The sequence below is a fragment of the Dactylosporangium maewongense genome, assembly GCF_039531485.1.
GTDB classification, from domain to species: domain Bacteria; phylum Actinomycetota; class Actinomycetes; order Mycobacteriales; family Micromonosporaceae; genus Dactylosporangium; species Dactylosporangium maewongense.
The window spans coordinates 127,496-147,927 of the sequence record NZ_BAAAQD010000015.1 but is presented as its reverse complement, the minus strand read 5'-3'; the positions used below and the strand labels follow the sequence as shown (position 1 = coordinate 147,927).

The following is a 20,432-nucleotide window of genomic DNA, read 5'->3' as shown; positions in this document are numbered from 1 at the left end:
AGGGAGTGGCATCGGCCATGACGAAGACCCTCACCCGCCTCGGCGACCGCATGCTCACCGCGCTCCTGCCGGGCGCCAAGGCGTCGGCGTGCGTCGGCGACCAGGCCGGCTACTGCGTCTACCGCTACACCGGGTGCGGCGGCAGCCAGTGCTACCAGTACTACCAGTGCGGCGCCTACTGCCGCGTCTACCAGGGCGGCGTCGGCGGCCAGCTGATCAACAGCTGGAAGGGCTGCTGCTGATCGCGGCGTCACGGGCACGGACGTGGGCGGCCTGCGATCGGCAGGCTGCCCACCGCACTGTCCGCCGGACGTGCGCCGCATCGCCGATGTCGCTGAACGTGAGCAGGATTGCTTCCTGAGCCGTTCGGAGGCTGTCTGCGCCCCGGGTGACCACTTACGATCCGGGCATGCCGCTCGCCTGGAGGGTCACCGCCACTGTCGTGGCCTCGGCGGGGTTCGCTGCGGTCTGGGTGCACAGGTTCGTGCTGCAGGCGATGTTCTGGCGGATCGAGCCCGCGTCGACCGGCATCTGGGTGAGCCTCGGAACGGCCGGGGTCGCCCTGCTCGGCCCGCTGCTGGTGTACCTGTGGCTGACCCGCCGGCAGCTGCGCGCACCGGCGACGTTCCAGCGCGACGGGGCCGCGTTCGTCGCTCCCGGCTCGCCGGTGCTGCCCGGCTTCCTGGCGATCGCGCTGATGTCGCAGGCGGCGAACACGTTTCCGTTCGACAGGGTGCCGGGCACGGACCGGATCGGCCTGCCCACCGACCCGGTCCTGCAGGGGTTCATCGCCCTCCCCGCACTGATGGTCCTCGCCGCGCTCGCGCTGCTGTGGCTGCCCGGTGCCGGGCTGCGGCTGACCCCGGCCGGAGTCACCGTGCGGAACGTCTTCCGGACGCACGACATCCGGTGGGACGACCTGCTGCCCGGCGGTCCGCATCCGGGGCGGTGGACGGTCCGGCTGCTGCACCGCGGCCCGGACGGTGTCGCGCGTTCGCGCCGCATCGCGGTGTTCCGGCTGCACGTCAACACCGTCTTCCTGACCACCGTGCTGCGCCACTACGCCGAGCGCCCGGAGCACCGTGCCGACATCGGCACCCAGACCGAGCTCGACCGCCTCGGGACCGGCTTCCAGCAATGGAAGGTGCAGCCGGCCGTCCGTGGCGGGCGCCCGTTCCAGCCGCCCGTCACCCCGGCATGACGCGAACCTGGGGCAGTGTGTCGAAGTTGGGCGTGCGGTCTGCCCTGTCGACTACGGCGTGGCGGCGGCGGACGCCGTGACGGCGGGGCCGCTCGGCGACGGGGTGGCGGTTCCGTAGGCGTTGTAGATCCGCGTGGCGTAGGCCTCCACGTCCCAGGAGGTGACGGTGGACTCCGCGTCGAAGATCACGGTGTAGGGGCCGAGGTCGCGGTCGCCGTCGTGGACGAGGGGTGGGAACGATGTCCTGTCGATCTGCCATTTGCCGGTGCAGTGCGGCTTCAACGTGTTGCGGAAGCGCTTCCCGCGCACGCTGAACAGCAGGGCGCCGGTGCCGTCGCACCGGGCCCGGAAGCGGTAGTCCCATCCGGCGGGCCACGGAACCTCGGGCATCGGGTGCTCCAGCATGATGCCTTCGAGGTGCAGGGAGTCGGTCATCGTCGAGTGCCACTCGCCGACCAGCACCTCATAGGACTCGGGTGTCTGATCCGGCACCGGCGGCTGCACCTTCTTCCTGGCGCAGGCGGTCAGCGCGGCGAGTGCGACAAGCACCGCCAGGTTCCCCGACACGACACGTTGCGCGATCCCCCGGACATGCACAACACGAGATCGTACTGGGCGGCCGCCACCCCGCCCTCGACCCCGAGATCCGCGAGCGGCGCCATGCCGTGGAGTGCGGCATCAACCGGCGCAAATGCCGCCGCGGTGCCGGCGCCCGCCGGCGCTCACCAGGCCCCTCGCCGGTCCGCGGCCAGCGGCCCATTTGCCGGTGTCTCTTGACGGGGTGCCTGGTCATCCCCTTGAATGCTGGGTGTTACTGAACTAGTAACAGGAGTTAACCACCTTGTTGCGCCGTACCTCGGGCGGACCTGGTGCAGGCAGAACCCCCATCTGTCATCCCGGTCCGGGTCGGGCGGCCACCGCCGCTCCAGCCGCCGGACCGGTCGTCAAGAGGAGCCAATGTGAGACGCACACTCGCGCTGCGCGGGGGCGTGACGGTCGCCGCCGCCGTCGCCGTCGTGCTGGCCGCCACCATGGTGACGGCCGCCGCGACCCGCCCGCCGGACCCCGGCCCGCCCCAGAAGGCCGCCGTCGCGCCTGAGGTGGCCGCCGAGCAGTTCCTCGGCGCCGAGCCCGCCAAGGTGCACCGGTCGCCGGAGGACCGCTTCGACCGCAGGTCGGTCGTGCGGCAGGAGGGGCTGCGGTACGTGTCGTACGAGCGCACCCACCGTGGCCTGCCGGTCCGGGGCGGCGACTTCGTCGTCGTCACCGACGCCGACGGCACGGTGCTGAGCGTCAACGGCGCACAGGAGACCGCGCTCGACGTCACGACCACCGCCAAGATCGATGCCGTCAAGGCGACGGAAGCCGCGAAGACGCAGCTGTCGAAGGTCACGACCGCCTACCCGCCCAGGCTGGTCGTCCTCGCCCGCGGCAAAGGCCGGCTCGCCTACGAGGTCGTCCTGGAGGGCACCGCCGCCGGCAAGCCCGGCAAGCTGCACGTCTACGTCGACGCCACGACCGGCGCCGCGCTGCCCGAGGAGACCTGGGACGAGGTCGTCGCCGCGACCGGCAACGGCTACTACAACGGCCAGGTCACCATCGACACGTCGGGCTCCGGCTCGTCGTACACGATGACCGACCCGAACCGGCCCGGGATCTCCTGCGGTGGTCAGGGCGGCACGCCCTACACCAAGACCACCAACACCTGGGGCAACGGGACGGGCACCAACCTGGAGACCGCCTGCGTCGACGTGATGTACGCCGTCGAGCAGGAGTGGGACATGCTCAGCAGCTGGCTGGGGCGCAACGGGATCAACGGCGCCGGCCGCGGCTACCCCGCCCGGGTCGGGCTGGCGGAGGTCAACGCGTACTGGAACGGCTCGTACACCAACTTCGGCCGCAACTCGGCCGGCACCGGCCAGGCGACCCCGATCGACGTCGTCGCGCACGAGTACGGCCACGCCATCTTCCAGACCACGCCCGGCGGCGCCGGCAGCGGCAACGAGAACGGCGGCCTCAACGAGTCGACCGGTGACATCTTCGGCGCGCTGACCGAGGCATACGCCAACAACCCGAACGACCCCGCGGACTACGACGTCGGCGAGGAGGTCAACCTCACCGGCTCCGGCCCGATCCGGTACATGTACAACCCGTCGCGGATCAGCGGGAACCCGAACTGCTACAGCAGCTCCATCCCGAGCACCGAGGTGCACGCCGCCGCCGGCCCGCAGAACCACTGGTTCTACCTCCTGGCGGAGGGCAGCAACCCGGGCGGCGGCAAGCCCACCAGCCCGACCTGCAACAACACGACCGTGACGGGCATCGGCATCCAGAAGGCCGGCCGGATCTTCCTCGGCGGGCTCAACCGCAAGACCACGGCCTGGAACCACGCCGCCGCCCGGCTGGCGACCGTCCGCGCCGCGGTCGAGCTGTACCCGAACAGCAACGCCGAATGCGCGACGGTCAAGGCCGCGTGGAGCGCCGTGAGCGTCAACGCCGCGGCCGGTGAGCCGGCGTGCCCGATCGGCGGTGGCAACGACTTCTCGGTCACGGTCAGCCCGACCTCGACCAGCGTCACCGCAGGCCAGGCCGCCACGGTCACCGTGAGCACGGCGGTCACCTCCGGCAGCGCGCAGAGCGTGGCGCTGTCCGCGAGCGGCCTGCCGGCCGGCGCGTCCGCCACGTTCACCCCGGCGACCGTCCAGTCGGGCGGCACGTCGAGCCTGCGGATCAGCACGGCGGCGAGCACGCCGGCAGGGTCCTACACCGTGACGATCCTCGGCGACGGGGTCAGTGCTGACCGGACGGCGACGCTCGGCCTCACCGTCACCGGCGGCGGCAACCCGGGCACCGCCCCGGACATCAGCGTCGGCAACGTGCGGGCGCACCTCACCCAGTTCCAGACGATCGCCACGAACAACGGCGGCAACCGGTACTCCGGCCGCGCCGGCTACACCGCCTCGCTGCAGTATGTCGAGCAGCGGCTGCAGGCGGCGGGCTACACCGTGACCCGGCAGACCTGCACGTCCTGCACGACCGGCTCGGTGAACCTCATCGCCGAGTGGCGCGGCGGTGACGCCAACCAGGTGCTCATGCTCGGCGCGCACCTCGACGGCGTCGCGGCCGGTCCCGGCATCAACGACAACGGCTCCGGCTCGGCGGTGCTGCTCGAGGTCGCCCTGGCCCTGGCGCAGCAGAACCCGACGATGACCAAGCGGGTCCGCTTCGGCTGGTGGTCCGACGAGGAGCAGGGCCTGCGCGGCTCCGCCTTCTACGTCAACCAGCTCCCGGCGACCGAACGCGCGAAGATCCGGGCGTACTGGAACTTCGACATGGTCGGCTCCCGTAACGCCGGCTACTTCATCAACAACATCACCACCACGGCGGCGCAGCCGCTGAAGGCCTACTACGACTCGATCGGCGTGCAGACCGAGGAGAACGTCGAGGGCGCCAACCGCTCCGACGACGCCTCGTTCCGCAACGCCGGCATCGCCTCCAGCGGCATCGCCGCGGGTGCCTCGGCCACCAAGACCACGGCCCAGGCGCAGAAGTGGGGCGGCACGGCCGGTGCGGCCTACGACTCCTGCTACCACAGCTCGTGCGACACGATCAGCAATGTCGCCGATGTACCGCTGGACCGCAGCGCCGACGCGGTGGCCTACGCGGTGTGGAACCAGGCGGTCGGCGGCCAGTCGTCCGACGACTTCAGCCTGTCGCTGAGCCCCACCTCGGGCTCGGTGACGCCCGGCGGGTCGGTGACCACGACGGTGGCCACGCAGGTGACGTCCGGCTCGGCGCAGACCGTGGCGCTGTCGGCGTCCGGGCTGCCGACCGGTGCCACCGCGGTGTTCACTCCGGCGTCGGTACAGGCGGGCTCCACGTCGACGCTGCGCATCAGCACCACCGCGTCGACCCCCGCCGGCACCTACACGGTGACGGTCCTCGGTGACGGGACCGCGGCCGACCGGACGGCGACGTTCACGCTCACCGTCGACGGCGGCGGGCAGGACACGTTCTCGCTGTCACTGAACCCGGCCTCGGGTTCGGTGCCGCCCGGCGGTTCCACGACGGTGACGGTCGGCACGCAGACCACGTCGGGCAACCCGCAGGCCGTCGCGCTGTCCGTCAGCGGGCTGCCGGCGGGCGCCACTGCGGCGTTCGACCCGGCGACGGTGCAGTCCGGCGGCGCGTCGACGCTGACGATCAGCACCACCGCGGCGACACCGGCGGGCACCTACACGCTCACCGTGCTCGGTGACGGCGCGTCGGTGGACCGGACCGCCACGTACACGCTGACCGTCACCGGCGGTGGCGGCGGCTGCTCGGGCGTGCCGACGTGGAGCGCCACGACCCCGTACGTCCCGGGTGACCGCGTGTCCTACAACGGCCGCCTGTGGAACAGCACCTGGTACTCGACCGGTGCCGAGCCGGGCGCGCCCGGCTCGTGGGCGGTCTGGACCGACGCCGGGGCCTGCTGACCCTGGCTCCTGACAGGTGGGTGCCCGGCTGCGGCGGGCACCCACCGCTGGTATGTCCAGGCTGATATGCCCTCGATCACTTGTGACGTCGGATCGAAGTATGCGAATCTCGCGCAACCCCTACTCCGATCGAGGAGCTCATTGATGAGACCCCGTTCAGCGGCGCTGACCCTGACCGCGTCCGCCGCACTCCTGCTCGTCGGCGCGGGCCTGGCGATCCCGGCCTTCGCCGCGCCGTCGGCCGGTGTCACGCCCGCGCTCGCCGCGGCGCCGGACATCGCCGTGGCGAACGTGCAGGCGCACCTGACCCAGCTGGGCTCCATCGCGTCCAGCAACGGCGGGACGCGCCGCAGCGGCACCGCCGGCTACACCGCCTCCGTCGCCTACATCAAGGGCAAGCTGCAGGCCGCCGGGTACACGGTGGCCGAGCAGACGTGCACCAGCTGCACGTACCGGGCGAACAACCTCATCGCCGACTGGCCGGGCGGCCCGAGTGACCAGATCACCATGTTCGGCGCCCACCTCGACAGCGTCGCGGCCGGCCCGGGCATCAACGACAACGGCTCCGGCTCGGCGACGCTGCTGGAGAACGCGCTGGTCCTCGCCCAGCAGAACCCGACCATGAGCCGGCACGTCCGCTTCGCCTGGTGGGCCGGCGAGGAGCAGGGCCTGCAGGGCTCCGCCTTCTACGCCAACGCCCTCACCAGCACCCAGCGCACGCAGATCAAGGCGTACTACAACTTCGACATGATCGGCTCGACCAACGGCGGCTACTTCATCAACCACATCACCTCCGCCGCCGCGGCGCCGATGAAAGCGTACTGGGACTCCCTCGGCCTGCAGCCGGAGGAGAACACCGAGGGCGCCGGCCGCTCCGACGACTACTCCTTCGAGCGCGTCGGCATCCCGACCTCCGGCTACGCCGCCGGCGCCAGCGCCCGCAAGACCTCCGCGCAGGCCGCGAAGTGGGGCGGCACCGCCAACAGCGCCTACGACTCCTGCTACCACCAGTCCTGCGACACCACCAGCAACATCAACGCCACGGTCCTGAACCGCGCCGCCGACGGCGTGGCCGCGACCATCTGGCAGACCTCGGTCGGCGGCTCCACCACCCCGCCGCCCACCACGCCCCCGCCGACCGGTGGCACCTGCAGCGGCCAGAAGCTGCTCAACCCCGGCTTCGAGTCCGGCGCCACCTCGTGGACCGGCACCAGCGGCGCCATCGGCCAGTGGGCCTCGCAGGGCCAGCCCGCCCGCACCGGCACGTACTCCGCCTGGCTGCTCGGCTACGGCTCCACCCACACCGAGTCCATCTCCCAGGCGGTCACCATCCCGGCGGGCTGCTCGGCGACCCTGACCTTCTACACGCACATCGACTCCGCCGAGACGACCACCACGGCGGCGTACGACAAGCTGACCATCACGGCCGGCTCGACCACCCTCGGCACGCTGTCCAACCTGAACAAGGCCTCCGGGTACGTCCTGCGCACGTACAGCCTGAACGCCTTCGCCGGCCAGACCGTCACCATCAAGTTCAACGGCACGGAGGACTCGTCGCTGCAGACGTCCTTCGTCATCGACGACACCGCCGTCACGGTCAGCTGACGACCTCCCGCGGAAGCCGCGACGCCCCGGTCGGACGACTGGGGCGTCGCGTGCTTGGTCTCAGGCCGGGCGCACCACCAGATCGACCTGCTCCGGCCCGAGCGGGACGTCGAAGTAGGCATCGATGATGTACGTGCCCGGCTCCAGCTCGACGTGCATCGTGACCTCCGGGCTCCGCTCGACGTCCCCGACGACCAGCCGGCCGGACGCCACCGTGAGCGCCACGGAGGCGAACGGTGTCCGGCCGTCGCCGTGACCGGGCCGGTCCCGCCAGACCCGGACCGTCACGTCGGCGAACTGCATGTGCTCGACACTGAACACGACCACGTCACCCCCGGCGACGAACTGCCACCCGGCGGGCAGCTGCTCGGGCAGGCTCTCGAACGTGCAGCCGGCGTCCGACACGACCAGCAGACCCCACCCGTAGGGCGCGGTTCCCTGCCTGATCAACATCGAGGCCACCGCCCCGCGGCACACGCTGCTGCCTCGCAGCCGGAGAAGTCGCTCATGATCCGCATTGTCGCGCGGGCGCCTCGCCCGGTGGGAAGCGGCTCGGTGACGGTGGCGCGCCTCGATGCCGCCAAGGGGCACGGGCGATGCTGTCCGCTCAGGACGTGTCCTGTCTGCCGAGCCGGCCTGATCTCCATCGCCGCCGTCATCTGGGTCCGGTGATCGACAGGACCGGCTACCTGTCGGGCCTCGGCTCTCGACTCTTCGCCCCCTCGACTCTTCGCCCCCTCGGCTTCTCGGCCCCTCGGCCCCTCGGCTTCTCGGCCCCTCGGCTTCCCCGCGCAGACGTTGGTCAATGCCCCGGAATGTACCTTTTGGGGAATCGACGCTGCGCGATCCGCCTACATTTCAGAGATCCACTTGGGGGTGGATTGCGCACCGTCCATGGAACGAAGGCCGCAAATGCGGGCATTGATCAATGTCTGTGCAGGAGCCGTGTCGAAGGTGGGCGCGTGGGCGCCAGGCCCGAAATCCGCGCTGCTGGCGATGTACCTTTCACCACCCACCGACCCCGCTAAGCAGCGACAATGATAAATATCGTGCTGTTCCTTCGCGTGTCGGCGGAAGGCTGCCTAGCGTCCGCATGCAGGAGCGTTCCCGTCGCTCCATCGACGCAGGCAAGGAGGCAGCATGAGAAACACGCTGCGCGCCGCCGCCGCGACCGGTCTGCTCGCCGCAGCAGGCATGGTGGCGCTGGTGGGTTCCGCCCAGCCGGCCCTCGCCGACACGCAGATCTGTGAGACCTACGGGTCCACGACGATCGGCGGCCGGTACGTGGTCATGAACAACAACTGGGGCAACAGCGCGACCCAGTGCATCAACGTGACGAGCACGGGCTTCTCGATCTCGCAGATCAACGCGAACAAGCCCACCAACGGGGCACCGGCGTCCTATCCCGCCATCTACGTCGGCTGCCACTACAGCAACTGCTCGCCGGGCACCAACCTGCCGATGCAGATCAGCGCGATCAGCTCCGCGCAGACCAGCATCTCGTACAGCTACGTCGGCGGCACGTACGACGCGGCGTACGACATCTGGATGGACCCCACCCCGAAGACCAACGGCGTCAACGCGACCGAGATCATGATCTGGTTCAACCGCCAGGGCTCGATCCAGCCGGTCGGCAGCCGCGTCGGCAGCGCGTCCATCGCCGGCCGCACCTGGGAGGTCTGGCAGGGCAACAACGGCGGCAACGACGTGGTGTCCTACGTCGCGCCGTCGCCGATCAGCAGCTGGAGCTTCGACGCGAAGGCGTTCATCAACGACGTCATCAGCCGGGGCAAGGCGACCACCTCGTGGTACCTGACGAGCATGCAGGCCGGCTTCGAGCCGTGGATCGGCGGCCAGGGCCTCGCCGTCACCGCGTTCTCCGCCTCCATCAACGGCGGCGGTGGCGGTGGGGGCGGCGGTGGTGGCGGTGGCGGCACCGCCGGCTGCTCCGCCACGTACCGGACGACCAACAGCTGGCAGGGCGGCTTCCAGGGCGAGGTGACGGTGCGCAACACCGGCACGTCCGGCATCTCCAGCTGGAGCACCACCTGGTCCGGCGGCAGCGCCACGATCAGCAACCTGTGGAACGGCCGGGTCACGTCGACCTCGCCGGTCACCGTCCGCAACGAGACCTACAACGGCTCCCTCGGCGCGAACGCGACCACCACGTACGGCTTCACCGCCGGCGGCACCGCCCCGTCATCGGTGAGCTGCACCGCCGCCTGACCCTACTGAACCGAGGCCGGCTCCGCACCCGTGGCGGAGCCGGCCTTTCCGTCCTGTCCGAAAACCGTTTGAGCGCACCTGATGCGTGCTCGTAGGTTGCCTGTGGCCCGTCGCCGCGAGGACAGAGGACAACCGCATGACCCCGCCCGCTCTGTAGACCTGACGCTCTTCCGCTCGCCTCCAGGCCGACCTTCCCGTCGGTCCCGCCGGGCTGCCCACGTGCGCCCGCGCACGCAGCGTTCGAGGCCGCGCTTCCGGCCTCGGGTCAGGTCTTCAGAGAGATCATCATGTCGTCACAACCTCATACCGTGCTGTCCTGGACCGTCCGCCGGACCAGGCTGCCGCTGCTGTCGCTGCGGTGCCTGGACTGCCGGTCGGAGTCCGCCACCACCGGCGAGGGCAGGTTCCGCGTCAACGCCAACGGCAAGCTGCTGGACGTGTGGCTCCTCGTGCGGTGCGTGTCCTGCGACCGCACGAGCAAGCTCACCGTGCACGAGCGGACGCCGGTCAGATCCGTCGACCCTGCCCGGCTCGACGGGTTCCACACCAACGATCCGGACCTGGTGGCCGCCACGCTGCTGGATCCGCTGCTCGCCCGGCGCAACCGGTTCGCCCTGGACTGGCGGGACGCCTGGCGGCTGGACACGCCGCCGGCCCGCCCGGACGTGACATGGCCGGTCCAGGTGGAGGTCACGTTCGCCGACCCGGTCCCGGTACGTCCGGACCGGCTCATCGCCGAGCACCTCGGCCTCACCAGGTCCGAAGTACTGCACCGGGTCAAGAGCGACGTCTCGCTGCGCCGCCCGACGTCCACGGGCTTCACGTTCCTGGTGATGGGGGAGGCCGCCGTCCACGGCTGACCTTCTGACAACCGCCGCCGGGTCGCCCGCCCGGCGGCGGCAGCCGTCGCAGCTCAGCGGCAGGAGGTCAGCCGCCGCGACCGCTGCCACCGCCACAGCGGCGGCACCGCGAGGCGAGCAGCCCCGCCGCGTGAAACTGCCAGAGAAACGCCGGTCCCGAGACACCCCACGTCTCGCCGGCCGCAACGATCATCCGCATCCGCCCACCCCGTGTCCGATGTCGCGCCCTCATCGTCGGCATCGACCGGCGCCGCCTGCCACGGCCGCGACGCGACGCTTGAGCAACTCTTGCTGTCACATGAGGGCCCGCATCTTGAAGACGTGCGGCGACAGGCCGTTGATACATGGAGCGTGATTGACTTCCGATCAACAGGTCGCACACATTCGGACAGTCGGTGTGCTGACGGCTTCATACGGTGATGGAAACCCATCCACCGTTGTGAGGGGGAGCGCCATGCTGTCCGACTTCTACATCCCTGGCGGGTACAGCGCCAAGCACACCGACATCGTGTACTTCGACCGGGAGAGCACGAATCCCGGTGCGGTCGAGCGTGCAAAGCTGGAGGCGATCGGGCAGCTGCCCGCGGCCGCGGTCATCGACCTCATCGGGTTCGCGTCCGACGACGAGTACCACGACAAGCCCGACGAGCGGGCCGCGCTGATCGAGGGCCGGCTGAGCAACGTCGAGTTGGCGTTGGAGGAGGTCGCCGGCTGGTGGGGCGAGGTGCACAAGAAGATCGAACCCGCGAACAACGCCCCCGACGTCGACTCCCGCCGGCTGCGCCGGGTGACGGTGTCGGTGCGGACCGGCAAGCAGCAGCCGGCGACGGAGCTGGCACCACCGCACCGCAAGGCGCCCGCGTCGATCGGCAAGGCCCGGGCGACGGCGTACACGTACGCGGCGAAGACGGCCCTCGCGTTGCAGAAGGCCGGCCACGACGACTTGATCGCGGCGCTGGCGCGGCAGTTCTTCGGCGACGACGTCGACCTGCGGGACCTGGCCGAGCGGATGCGGAGGCTGGCGACGTTCATCTACTCGCTCGCCGAGTGGACCCCCGATGCGGACGAGCCGCCCGCGCCCCACTTCCGGTACATGGCGTACGGCGCCAGCAGGAAAGCGGCGACCGGCGGCCACGACGAGCATGCCCAGATCACCTTCGGACCGCAGTACGTCAAGGCGTCCGAACGGCAGCAGACATACACGTTCCTGCACGAGTCGTCCCACGCCGCCCTGCACACGAAGGACGTGTCGTACACGGCGCGGCGGCGGTTCTTCCTGTTGGACGGGCGGGACGCGCTGCGCAACGCCGACAGCGTCGCGCTGTTCGTCATGCTCGCGATGGACCCCGGCTTCAGCGAGCGGACGTTCGCGCCGCAGGACGGCTACACCGGACTGACGCAGCAGCAGACCGGCATCGCGAAGCGGACGATCGCCGACGTCGAGACCTGGCTGGGCCTGGCCGCACACCACGTCGACCACCTCTACCGAAGGGTCTGGCAGCGCCTGCTCAACCGCGGCGCCGTGGTCATCGACGAGAACGTCCGCGCCGCGGTCGCCAAGGCGTTCCCGGGCGCGCTGCAGGACACCCTCGCACGACCCGACGACATCGTCCTGACCGGCATCCACTGGCGGCTGAAGGAGATCCGCGGCCTCATGGACAGGTCCCTGCAGGTGGTCACGGCGGACAACCCGGCGGCGCTCAACCCGGGCGTCCTGGTGCTCCCGCCCCTCTTCTTCAACCTGAACCCCATGGACCGCCGGGAGGTCCTCATCAACCAGATGGCCGCCCAGGTGCCCGCGATCCCGTCGTACCACGCGCCGAGCTACGCCCACCTGGTCGTCCTCCTGGGCGAGCTGAAGCAGTTCTGACCGCCGACGGCCTCAGGACCACCTGACGACGGTGAGGCCGTTGCCGGCGGTGACCGGGCCGCGCAGCACCACACTGTCGTGCTCGCCGAGCAGGAGCGCGTCGCCGAGCGGTGCGTGGTGCTCGTAGGTGCCTTCGACCGCGAAGGTGTCCGGCCGATGCACCGTCACGCCGCCGCGGCGGCCCACCACGATCCTGCCCGCGCTGTCCGCGCCCAGCACCTCGACCGCGTCAGCGCCGATGGCCGCCTGCCGCAACGGCTGCAGCGTGTACGCGTCGAACGCCACGAGCTGCGTCGGCTTCACGTCCCACACGTTCGGCGCGCGGGCATCGTCCTCCCGGACCCCGCACAACGCCACGACCTCGTCGCCGACCAGAGCGGGAGCCGCGCCATGCGCCATGCTGTGCCGGGCGACGCAGCGTGCGGCCGCCACATCGAGATCGGACACCACCGCGTGGTACAAGGACCAGCCGCGTTGCCGGCCGTCGGGCAGCCGGTACACGAGCGCCGGCGCACCCATCCTGACCGTCTTGAGCACCGCGCCGTCCACCCGGGACACCAGCTTCATCGATCTGCCAAGGAATCCGGAGATCCCGAGTGCATCGCCGGACAGCGCCACCATGCGGCCCTGATACGTGCCCAGGCCCTTGCGGAGGTTCGCGGATGTCCGCGACAGTGAGGCCAGACTGATCCGGCAGAGACCGAACGTGGCCAAGGCCCACGCGCCGTCCTGGTGGCCGCTGTCGCCGTCGAAGACGACCGCGCGCAGGTCACCGGAGACGGCCTTGCCGACCCGGACGCTGCCGGTGAAGGCGTCGCACTGGTACAGCTTCCCGCCCGGCAGCGTGGACAGGACGCTCGCCGTGCCGGGCACCCGGACCAGGTTCGCCCCGTACCCATGCATCGATGTGACCGGCAGTTTCCACCGCAGCGTCTCGAACCGCACGAGGAGACTCTGACCGCCTAAGATCACCGAGTCAAATGCCGCTTGCGGCGCCGGACGAGCAGGGTGAATCGCCTCCATCCTAACGGCCGGTGGCGGTGCCGGTCACTCGGGTGAACGAACGCTGTCGATCCGGCGGGGGCCGGCCTATGGTTGCCGTCCGCGACATCGGCGATCGGTTCGGAGGTTTCCGCTGTACGTCAACGACGCCTTCCTCGCCCACCACTACAAGCCCGTCCGGGTCCGCCTTCGGGGGCTGGCCGTCAATCCCGCGCTGCCGGGGGAACTGCTGCTCCGCCTGCTCGACGAGCAGCTGACCGAGGTCGGGTTCGACCTGGAGGCACGGTCGGTCTGGACCGACGAGCAGCTCGACGTCATGGTCACGCACCCGCGGGTGGAGGTGCGCCGCGTGCTCGCGCAGGCGCACCACGTCCGGCCCGAGCAGCGTGACCGGCTCGTCGACGACCTGGACGACTTCGTGCGGCGGCTCCTCGCCGAAGGGCCGGCGCCCTTCCGGCTCTGGATCGAGGAGCCGGAGCCGGCCCTGACGGTCCGGGGTTACGAGCGGCTCATCGAGCGGATGCCGAGAGCCGTGGACCTGATCGAGGGCAGCCCGTACGTGCCACGCGAGTTGCGTGAGCGGCTCTGGCCGGCCGGGCCCAGTCTCGTCCCGGAGAAGGAGCCGCTGACCCGCGCCGCGGCCGAGATGATGGTCGCCGCCGACCGCCCGTACACCCGTGCACAGGCCGCGGCGCACCCGGACCTGCCGGCCGACCTCGTCGAGCGGCTCGCCGCCGACCCCGACCACGGGGTCCGGCTGGCCGTGTCCATGCGGCCCGAGCTGACCGAGGAGCAGCGCGCGGCGATCGACTACCGGGTCGGGCCGGAGGACCGGATCTGGCCGGCGGAGTGGGCGCGCCGCACCCGCGACCCGCAGATGCAGCGGCGCTGCGCGGCGTCGGCGCACATCGGCCTGCGGCGCAGCATCGCGCTGAACAAGCACCTGGCGGCGGACCTCGTCGCCGTGCTCGCCGGGGACGCGGACTTCGCCGTCCGGCTCCTGCTGTGCGAGACCCACGCGGCGGTGGCGGCCGAGACCGTGATCGCCACGTTCCTGGAGGCGCGGACGATGACCAAGGAGCGGCTGCTGCAGCATCCGGCGATCCGGCGGGACAGCCTGGCGCACCTCGCCGAGGACCCCGATCCGTGCCGCCGGGCGTTCACCGTCTACGACCGCGCGGTGCCCGCCGACGTCATCGAACGGTTGAGCCACGACCCGGAGCCGGTCGTGCGCGGCTGGTGCGCCGACGATGCCCGCCTGTCACCGGGTCGGGTGCTCGACCTGTTCGACGACCCGGTCAGTACCGGAGGGGCCGCCGCCAACCCGAGGCTGGCGGTGACGGCCATGCGGAAGATCATCGACGACGCCGCGAGCCTGCACGACGAGCAGCCGCCCAAGGACATGACGGTCTACCTGGGCAACTGGTCACCGGACAACCTGCCGACCGGCGACTGAGCCCCGGGCAGGAACACAAAGGGGGCGGCGCTCAACGGTGAGCGCCGCCCCTTGCCGGAACAAACGTCAGGACTCGAAGACCTTCGGGTCGCCGACGACGGCCTGGGCCTGGTACATCTGGCCGGTGAACACGACCCGCAGCCGCAGGCAGCCGGTGACGGTGACCTTCAGGTCCTCCGGGTGGCCGAGGGTGACCTGCTTGTCGAACACGGACGTGTTGTCGGCGAAGACCTGGACCCGGATCGGGACGTTCGGCTTGCTGTGGTCCTCGATGCCGACGATGCCGGTCAGGGTCGTGTACTTGCGGGACAGGTTGATGTCGATCGTCGCCTCGACGACCCTGGTCGTGCCGTTGTTGCAGCAGCTGAAGCCGCTGGACCAGCCGCTCACCGACTTCTTGCCGTTGATGTCGATGTCGGTGGCGGTGTAGTACATGTCGGTGTGGCCGGCGATGAAGCCGGCCTCGTATGCGGCGTTGCCGGACAGCCGCAGGCCGAAGGCGGCGCCCTCGTTGAAGCTGGGCGACACCGACGGGTCCGCCGAGGCGGACGCGGGCGACGACGCTTCGTCGGTGAGCGCCGCCTTGGTGCCGGTCGGGCTCGGCGGGGCGGCCGCCGTCGTCGGTGCCGGGTTCGCCGCGCCGGCCGTCGTGGCGGTCGCGGTGCCCTTCGCCGAGTTGTCGGACGGGTCGTCGCCGCCGCTCATCCCGTAGGCGACGGCACCGCCGGCCAGGGCGAGCACGACCGCGGCCGCCGCGACGGCGATGACGACCGTGCGCCGGCGGCCACCGCCACCGGTCGGGGCGGGCACGGGCGCGCGCAGCGGCGACACGCCGGCCATCGGCGGCGGCATGAACGTGCCGGTCGCGGTCTGGTCCGCGGCCGCGAACGTCGGCGGCAGCATGCCCAGCCCGCCGCCGGACTCGGTGACCTGCGACAGGGTGTCGGTGAGCGAGCCGAGCCAGACCCGCAGGTTCGGCGGGCGGTGCGTGGGCGGCGCGGCCAGGGCCTGCATGAGCTGGTTGACCAGCGCGGGCCGGCGGGCGCTGATCGGGTTGGTGCGCAGCCGCTGGTCGACCGCGGCCAGGTCGGGGCCGCCGTGCGGGCCGACCGGCGGGGGCTCGCCGAGGATGGTGTGCACGACGGTCGCGGCGAACGCGAACCGGTCCGCCGCAGGTGACGTGCGCCCGTCCGGGCCGAAGAGCTCCGGCGCCGCGTACGGGCGGCTCCGCCCGACCCTGCCGCCGCCGTCGGTGAGGCGGGTCAGGCCGAGGTCGACCAGTACCGTGGACCCGTCCGGGCGGATCACGATGTTGCTGGGCTTGACGTCGCCGTGCGCGACCGGCACCGCCGTCTGCGCGCCGGAGTGCATCTCGTCGAGGGCGGAGGCGACGGTGGTCAGCGTCCGCAGCCGGGCCGACACGCTCGCGTCCGGGTGCTCGTCGAGCCACTCGCGCATGGTGACGCCCTCGATGTGGTCCATGACGACGTACCGCATGGCGCCCGCCGGTGCGGTCCCGGCGCGGTGCCGCGGCGGACCGGTGAACACCTCCAGGACCCGGACCAGCCCGGGGTGGCTGATGCTGCGCAGCAGGTGACCGTGCCGGACCCAGTCCTCCTCGGAGTCCTGGCTGTAGTTCTGACCAGGGACGCCCGCGGGGAGGATCTTCACCGCGACGTTCCGGCGGCCCTCGGCCGACAGCGGCAGGATCGCGGTCCAGACCTCGCCCTCGGCGCCGCCGCCGAGACAGCTGATCAGCTGGTACGTCTCCGGCGCCGACTGCGGTCCGACCCAGAACCGGTCGTCATCGGTCATTGTGCAACTCCCCAGGGGCTTCTGTGGTCAGCGTCAGACACCGTTTCATGCGCTTGTCCTACTGCAAAGGCACATCCGGATCGCAATCGATGACCGACCGGCCCAGTCGCGCACCTGGCCGGTTTGTCAGAGTGCTCGGCATGACCGCTGCGATCCAGGTGCTGTGCCGCGACCGCGACGGCGTGCTGCACAGCGGCCCGCCCCACCCCGTCACCCCCGGCGAGGCGGTGCTCGTCGGCCGGGAGGGCGACCTGGCGCTCGGCGTCGAGCCAGCCGACCCGAAGGTGTCGCGGCGGGCGGTGGAGGTCACCCGGACGGGGTCCGGCTGGCGGGTCGACGTCACCAACCGCAACGGCGTCGTCGTCCACCCGTGGGGCCAGCCGCCCGGGCTCGCCCCGGCGAGCAGCGTGCACGTGTGGCCACGGGTCGCGTTGCGCGTCGCCGGCCGGCCGGAGCTGCAGCACTGGGTGCTGCTGACCGACGACGCGCTGCGGGTGCCGCGGCCCGTGCCGGTGCCCGGCACGTCGCTGACCGAGACCGCGGACCAGCCGAGGCCGCTGACCTGGCCGCAGGAGCAGGCGGTGCGGGAGCTGTTCGCCGAGCTGCTCGCCTGGCCGCCGCTGGTGCCGGCGACCCCGCTGCAGCTCAAGCAGGTCGGCACCCGGCTCGGGCTGAAGACCGAGACGGTGCAGCGGCGGCTGGAGGAGGTGCGCAAGAAGGCGGTCGCGCTCGGCCTGTCCCGCACCGGCTCGCTCACCGACCCGGAGTATCTGTACGTGCTGGTCCGCGCCGGCTACCTGGAGCCCGCCGGCGACGCCCGCTGAACGAGGCTGGATCACGGGACACAGCGTGCCCGGTCCGCGGCGGGCGCACGAGACTGCTGCACAGCAGTCTCGTGCCGGCGTGTGACCGCGTGGTGACCTGATCGGGCAACGCCGCTTGGGGCGCCGGGCTGGTCCGTCAGGAGGGGAGCCCGGCGCCCGACCCACGCGGCGACACCTCGGAGTAGGAGCACGCCATGCATTGGAGCGCATACGAAGTGTTCTCGGTCCTGTCCGGGATCGTCCTGATCGGACTGGCGCTGGTGCCGTCCATGAAGGCCAAGGACCGGGCCTGGTCGGCGCTGGGCGGGATCGCGTTCGCCGGCTACGGCTTCTACGTCGCCGGCCAGGACAGCGGCACCTGGACGTTCCCGGTCGTCATCTTCGTCATCCCGTTCGCGGCGGTGCTGTACCTGCTGGTCGCGAAGTTCGGCAAGGGCAGCACCGAGGACGGTGACCGGTGATGAGCGACGCACCCCGCACCCGGCCCGGCGCCGGCGACATCATCGGCCGGGTCATCTTCGGCGGCTTCTGGAGCGCGGTGACGCTCGGCGCGGTCATCTTCGCGTTCAGCAGCTTCTCCGGCGGCAACAGCGGCCCCGGCCTGGGCGCCCTCGTCATCGCCGTCCTCACCGGCCTGTACGCGCGGTACATCTTCCGCGGCGGCCGGATCCGGTTCCTGTTCTTCTGACCCCCCTCTTCGGACGGGGGAAGTCCGGCCGCGGGTCCGATGATCGGGCCCGCGGGCCGGGGCTACGGTAACCACTCTTCGACGAAAGGCAGTGACCCCGATGCCAGCCGGAACGTTCGACACGGCCGAGATCGCCAACCACGCCGCGCTCACCAGGCAGCGCGCCGCCGACCTGGAGCAGGCCGTCGCGAACCTGCGCGCCGCCGCCAGCCAGCTCGCCGCGGTCTGGACCGGCCCCGGCGCGCAGGCCTTCCAGAACACCCGCACCCAGTGGGAGAAGGCAGTCGTGCCGCTGCAGGAGACCCTCGACGCGATGGGGCAGGCGCTCGGTCAGGCGGGCACCGCGTACGAGAGCACCGAGAGCTCGATCGCCAAGGCCTTCGGCGGCTGAGCCGGCCGTGCGAGCCTCCTACGACACCACCGCGATGCGTGGCTGCGCCGATCAGCTCGACGCCGCCACCACCGCCCTGACCGCCCTCACCCGCCAGCTGACCGCGCTGCCGCGGCACGCGGTGCCCGACGTCGTCGACGGCGCCCTGGACCGGCTCGGCCGCCGCGGCGTCGACCTGATCGCCGACATCGTCGAGGAGAGCCACGCCCTCGTCGACGGGCTGCGGCAGGCCGCGCACGCCTACGACGAGGTCGACCGGGCGCTCATGAGGACGTTCCAGTGACCGCGCGGACGAGCACCCTGCTGCGCGGCGGCGACCCGGCCCCCGGCGACCCGGCCGCGGTGCGTCGGCTGGTCCTGCAGCTGCGCGACGCCGTCGACCGGATCGGCGACGCCACGGCCCTCATCAGAGCGGTCGGCGCCGACGGTACGGTGTGGACCGGCGCCGCCGCGTCCGCCTTCACCACGCGGCGCACGCAGCTGCTGACCCGGCTCAACACCGCGTACTCCGCCTACGACGGCGCCGCCGACGCGTTGCAGCGCTGGCTGACCAGCCTCCAGCACGCCCAGGCGGAGGCGGCCGCGATCGTGGCGAAGGCACACGCGCTGCCACCCGCCGACGGGCACCCGTCGCCGGCGCTGGCCGCGCTCCAGCACGCCAGGGACCGCCTCGAGGCGCGCGCCCGCGCCGAGGCCCGCGCCTGCGCGCACGACGTGGAGGCCGCGACCGACGCCGTCGGGCAGTTCGCGCACGGGTTCTGGCAGCACGTGTCCGACGAGCTCACCAAGGACCTCCTCGCCGCCAACCACGTGCTGGAGAAGGCGAGCGCGCTGCTGGGCATGGCGGCGCTGCTGACCTGCTGGATCCCGTTCGCCGGGCAGGTGTTCGCGACCGCGGCGCTGGCCACCTCGGCGCTGCTGGTGGTGTCCGACGCGCTGCTGTTCGCCGGCGGCCACAAGTCCGGCAAGGAGCTGCTCGTCGACGCGGGCGGCCTGGCGCTCGGCGGCGCGGGCGGCGCGGCGAAGGGCGCCTTCGCGGCGGCCAAGGAGGCTTCCCTCTTCACGGCGGCGGCCAAGGAAGCTTCCGTCTTGCGGCACGCCGCCGATGACGCGGAGCTGCTCGGCGCGCTGGCGGGCGCGGCCCGGGCGAACTCGGCGGCGGGCGTCGCGTTCCGCTCGGCGGTGTTCGACACGGTGCACCCGATCCGGTCCGCGCAGGGCAGCATCATCGACGCTTCGGTGACCCGGCCGCTGTTCGACCTCGCCCAGCATTACCGGCCGATGACGCTGCTGGAGCAGTGGCGGCCGTCCGACGTCACGCAGCTGGTGTCCGGCGCGGTCGTCACCGCCGACACCGGCAACACCGTGCGCGAGTTCCGCCAGCAGATCCTGAGCGGGCAGCCGTGACCGGCTGGAGCACGTGGGCGGCGCCGCCGGTCAGCGTCGACCTGCCGCCCGGCTGGACCGTGCTGCGCACCGCCGACGACGACCTCGACGCGCAGGTGACCGCCCTCCTGCTGGCCCAGCTGCCCGACGACGCCGCGCCGCAGCTGCGGGCCGAGGTCGCCGAGCAGTGGCGGCAGGTCGCGCGGGTGTCCGCGGCGGCGGGCGCGGTCCTCGCCGGCTTCGGCGCCGCAGCCGACCCCGGCGCCGGCCAGCTGGTCAGCGCTTCTGTCCTGGTCGCGCCGCAGCGGTGGTACCGCAGCGACCCCGCCGAAACGGAGCTGCAAGGACCACGGGACCGGCTCCGGTCGCCGGCCGGTGCCATGGAGCGGGCGCTGCGCCTGGTCCGTGCCGCGAGCCCGCTCGGCTCCCTGGCGGAGGTCGTCGCCGAGTACACCGTCACCCCACCGACCGGTGACGCGTGGACGCTGGTGTTCCGCACGCCCGCGGTCCGGCATCTGGAGGAGCTCGTCGCGGTGTTCGACGCCGTCGCCGCGTCCCTCCGCGTCGCCGCGCCGCCCCCGCCGCCGCCCGACGAGGACGACGGCCCGGCATTCAGCTGAAACCGGCGTG

General features: G+C 71.7%; 19 protein-coding genes. 15 read left to right on the top strand and 4 right to left on the bottom strand.

The annotated features are described in order from the left end of the window. The first annotated feature begins 17 nt into the window (after window positions 1-17). Window positions 18-242, top strand: coding sequence for a hypothetical protein (locus tag ABD332_RS34035; RefSeq protein ID WP_344506513.1), 225 nt, complete (start codon window positions 18-20; stop codon window positions 240-242). A gap of 167 nt (window positions 243-409) precedes the next feature. After that, on the top strand, window positions 410-1,201 hold the full coding sequence (locus ABD332_RS34030; RefSeq protein WP_344506512.1) for a PH domain-containing protein: 792 nt from the start codon (window positions 410-412) through the stop codon (window positions 1,199-1,201). A 51-nt stretch (window positions 1,202-1,252) separates the two neighbouring features. Here the strand turns inward: ABD332_RS34030 and ABD332_RS34025 are convergent, their stop codons facing one another. Then, a complete protein-coding gene (locus ABD332_RS34025; RefSeq protein ID WP_344506511.1) occupies window positions 1,253-1,798 on the bottom strand; it encodes a hypothetical protein in 546 nt (181 codons plus the stop codon). Between the two features lie 362 nt (window positions 1,799-2,160). On the opposite strand from ABD332_RS34025, the gene ABD332_RS34020 reads away from it, so the two are divergent. Both ABD332_RS34020 and ABD332_RS34015 read left to right on the top strand, forming a co-directional pair. Further along, window positions 2,161-5,679, top strand: coding sequence for a M28 family peptidase (locus ABD332_RS34020; protein WP_344506509.1), 3,519 nt, complete (start codon window positions 2,161-2,163; stop codon window positions 5,677-5,679). Between the two features lie 144 nt (window positions 5,680-5,823). Next, the gene (locus ABD332_RS34015) at window positions 5,824-7,284 is read left to right on the top strand and encodes a M28 family peptidase (RefSeq protein WP_344506507.1); all 1,461 of its coding nucleotides are present in this window, start codon (window positions 5,824-5,826) and stop codon (window positions 7,282-7,284) included. Window positions 7,285-7,344: 60 nt separating this feature from the next. Here the strand turns inward: ABD332_RS34015 and ABD332_RS34010 are convergent, their stop codons facing one another. Beyond that, window positions 7,345-7,737, bottom strand: a complete 393-nt coding sequence (locus tag ABD332_RS34010; protein WP_344506505.1) for a hypothetical protein — start codon at window positions 7,735-7,737, stop codon at window positions 7,345-7,347. A 687-nt stretch (window positions 7,738-8,424) separates the two neighbouring features. On the opposite strand from ABD332_RS34010, the gene ABD332_RS34005 reads away from it, so the two are divergent. From ABD332_RS34005 to ABD332_RS33995, 3 genes are all read left to right on the top strand, one after another. After that, entirely contained in the window at window positions 8,425-9,510 is a 1,086-nt protein-coding gene (locus ABD332_RS34005) for a GH12 family glycosyl hydrolase domain-containing protein (RefSeq protein ID WP_344506503.1), read from the top strand. 308 nt (window positions 9,511-9,818) lie between these two features. Beyond that, window positions 9,819-10,370 carry a DUF1062 domain-containing protein gene (locus tag ABD332_RS34000; protein ID WP_344506501.1) on the top strand — a complete coding sequence of 184 codons (552 nt, stop codon included), beginning with the start codon at window positions 9,819-9,821 and terminating at the stop codon, window positions 10,368-10,370. Window positions 10,371-10,824: 454 nt separating this feature from the next. Beyond that, the gene (locus ABD332_RS33995) at window positions 10,825-12,240 is read left to right on the top strand and encodes a hypothetical protein (protein ID WP_344506500.1); all 1,416 of its coding nucleotides are present in this window, start codon (window positions 10,825-10,827) and stop codon (window positions 12,238-12,240) included. 12 nt (window positions 12,241-12,252) lie between these two features. On the opposite strand, the gene ABD332_RS33990 is transcribed toward ABD332_RS33995, so the two are convergent. Then, window positions 12,253-13,185, bottom strand: a complete 933-nt coding sequence (locus ABD332_RS33990) for a hypothetical protein (protein ID WP_344506499.1) — start codon at window positions 13,183-13,185, stop codon at window positions 12,253-12,255. Window positions 13,186-13,558: 373 nt separating this feature from the next. Here ABD332_RS33990 and ABD332_RS33985 point away from each other — a divergent pair, with 373 nt between their 5' ends. Further along, window positions 13,559-14,698: a hypothetical protein gene (locus ABD332_RS33985; RefSeq protein ID WP_344506497.1), complete on the top strand. Its 1,140-nt coding sequence runs from the start codon at window positions 13,559-13,561 to the stop codon at window positions 14,696-14,698. 66 nt (window positions 14,699-14,764) lie between these two features. On the opposite strand, the gene ABD332_RS33980 is transcribed toward ABD332_RS33985, so the two are convergent. Continuing rightward, window positions 14,765-16,513 (bottom strand): protein kinase domain-containing protein, encoded by a 1,749-nt coding sequence (locus ABD332_RS33980; protein WP_344506495.1) that lies wholly within the window; start codon window positions 16,511-16,513, stop codon window positions 14,765-14,767. A 140-nt stretch (window positions 16,514-16,653) separates the two neighbouring features. On the opposite strand from ABD332_RS33980, the gene ABD332_RS33975 reads away from it, so the two are divergent. From ABD332_RS33975 to ABD332_RS33945, 7 genes are all read left to right on the top strand, one after another. After that, complete coding sequence (locus ABD332_RS33975; protein ID WP_344506493.1) at window positions 16,654-17,337, top strand: FHA domain-containing protein; 684 nt, start codon at window positions 16,654-16,656, stop codon at window positions 17,335-17,337. A gap of 194 nt (window positions 17,338-17,531) precedes the next feature. Beyond that, window positions 17,532-17,798 (top strand): hypothetical protein, encoded by a 267-nt coding sequence (locus tag ABD332_RS33970; RefSeq protein WP_344506491.1) that lies wholly within the window; start codon window positions 17,532-17,534, stop codon window positions 17,796-17,798. Continuing rightward, a complete protein-coding gene (locus ABD332_RS33965) occupies window positions 17,798-18,025 on the top strand; it encodes a hypothetical protein (protein ID WP_344506489.1) in 228 nt (75 codons plus the stop codon). The genes ABD332_RS33970 and ABD332_RS33965 overlap by 1 nt, the downstream gene beginning before the upstream one ends. 100 nt (window positions 18,026-18,125) lie before the next feature. After that, window positions 18,126-18,416, top strand: a complete 291-nt coding sequence (locus ABD332_RS33960) for a WXG100 family type VII secretion target (RefSeq protein WP_344506488.1) — start codon at window positions 18,126-18,128, stop codon at window positions 18,414-18,416. Window positions 18,417-18,423: 7 nt separating this feature from the next. Continuing rightward, on the top strand, window positions 18,424-18,699 hold the full coding sequence (locus ABD332_RS33955) for a hypothetical protein (RefSeq protein WP_344506487.1): 276 nt from the start codon (window positions 18,424-18,426) through the stop codon (window positions 18,697-18,699). Continuing rightward, on the top strand, window positions 18,696-19,823 hold the full coding sequence (locus ABD332_RS33950; RefSeq protein WP_344506485.1) for a WXG100 family type VII secretion target: 1,128 nt from the start codon (window positions 18,696-18,698) through the stop codon (window positions 19,821-19,823). Before ABD332_RS33955 ends, ABD332_RS33950 begins: the two co-directional genes overlap by 4 nt. Further along, on the top strand, window positions 19,820-20,422 hold the full coding sequence (locus ABD332_RS33945; protein WP_344506483.1) for a hypothetical protein: 603 nt from the start codon (window positions 19,820-19,822) through the stop codon (window positions 20,420-20,422). The genes ABD332_RS33950 and ABD332_RS33945 overlap by 4 nt, the downstream gene beginning before the upstream one ends. Window positions 20,423-20,432: the final 10 nt, after the last annotated feature.